Source organism: Streptomyces phaeochromogenes (genome assembly GCF_001418655.1).
GTDB classification, from domain to species: domain Bacteria; phylum Actinomycetota; class Actinomycetes; order Streptomycetales; family Streptomycetaceae; genus Streptomyces; species Streptomyces phaeochromogenes.
The window spans coordinates 1-1,410 of sequence record NZ_LIQZ01000605.1 but is presented as its reverse complement, the minus strand read 5'-3'; the positions used below and the strand labels follow the sequence as shown (position 1 = coordinate 1,410).

Below are 1,410 nucleotides of genomic sequence, written 5' to 3'. Positions count from 1 at the left end.
GCCGCCGCCCAGAAGGCGCTGTGCGACGCGACCCGCATCGGCCCGCCCGGACCGGTGATCTTCGCCTTCATCAGCTCGGCCTCCCTCTTCACCCCGCAGACGCTCGGCCAGGTCCCCGGCCACCTCGCCCTCGCCGCCGCGGCGGGCGCCTGGGCGTGGCTCGTCGGCATGGCCCCCGGCCTCGTACGACCGCACGGGCCGGAGCGCCGGGCCACGGCGCGAGCCCTGAACGCGGCAGCCGCGTACGCCGAGATGTCCGTCGCGCCATCCGCTTCCACTGCCGCTTCCGCAGCCGCGTCCGCCGAGGCGTCCCTCACCGCTTCCGCCGGACGCGAGCGCGCCAGGGCGGCCGGGGCCGCAGCCGTGCACGCCGCCTGGCAGTCGCTGTTCGCCACCGGCGCCCGCTCGGAGCCCCGACGGGCCCTCGAACGGCTCGTCGTGCGGGCCGAGATCGCGCTCGCCGCACCCGCCGACACGGACCCCGGACGGCTGCGCTCCTGGGCACGCGACCTGCGCGGAACGGGCCCCGTGCCGAGCGTGGAGCCGGCATCGGCGGCCGACGAACTCCTCGGCGTGGAGGCCGAACGGGCCGCGGGCAGAAGCCCGTTGGCCGACAGACTCGGCCCGCTCCTGCCCCTTGCCCTGCGCACCGCGCTCGGCTGTGCCCTCGCCGGTTACGTGTCGCTGGCGCTCGGCGTCGGCCGCCCGTACTGGGCCCTCGTCACCGCCGCCTCGCTCTACCAGGCGAACATCACGCTGACCTGGAGCCGCGGAGTGCAGCGCGTCGTCGGCAATCTCGTCGGCGTCCTCCTCTTCGCGGCCGTCGCCCCGCTCGCCCACCTCGGCCCCGCCGCCCTCGTCCTGTGCTGCCTCGCCTTCAACTTCGGCGCGGAGGCCCTGATCAGCCGCAACTACTGGCTCGGCAGCATCTGCGTGACCCCGATGGCGCTGCTGATCACCGAGTTCACGGGCTTCCAGCGGCCCGGCGAACTGATGACGGACCGGATCGTGGACACGGTCGTCGGCGCGCTGATCGGCTTCGCCGCGGCGGTCGCGGTCACCAACCGGCGGGCCGGAGACCGCATCGAAAACGCCCTCGACACGGTGGAACGCGCCCGCGAGCACACCGCGCGGCTGATCGCCGCCGAGCGACCCGCTCCCGGCGCCCTGGACGCGGCCCGCCGCAGCCTGGCCGCGGCGCTCGTCGAGCTGCGCGCCACGGCCGACGCTGCCGCGGGCGAGTGGTGGCAGCGCGCCGTGCCGACGGAGCGGGTGCTGCTCGCGGAGCGGACCGGACACCGTACGCTCGCGACTGCGGTACGACGGCAGGGACTGCACGCTCTGGAGGGCACACGGGCATGACGGCAGCGAACGGGCGGACGGCGGGCGGAGGGGGCGCGGTCCATGGAG

General features: G+C 76.0%; 1 protein-coding gene. It reads left to right on the top strand.

The window, feature by feature from the left end:
- A partial coding sequence (locus AOK17_RS46580) for an FUSC family protein (protein ID WP_055618691.1) occupies positions 1-1,362 on the top strand: 1,362 nt, incomplete at its 5' end.
- Between the last annotated feature and the right edge of the window lie 48 nt (positions 1,363-1,410).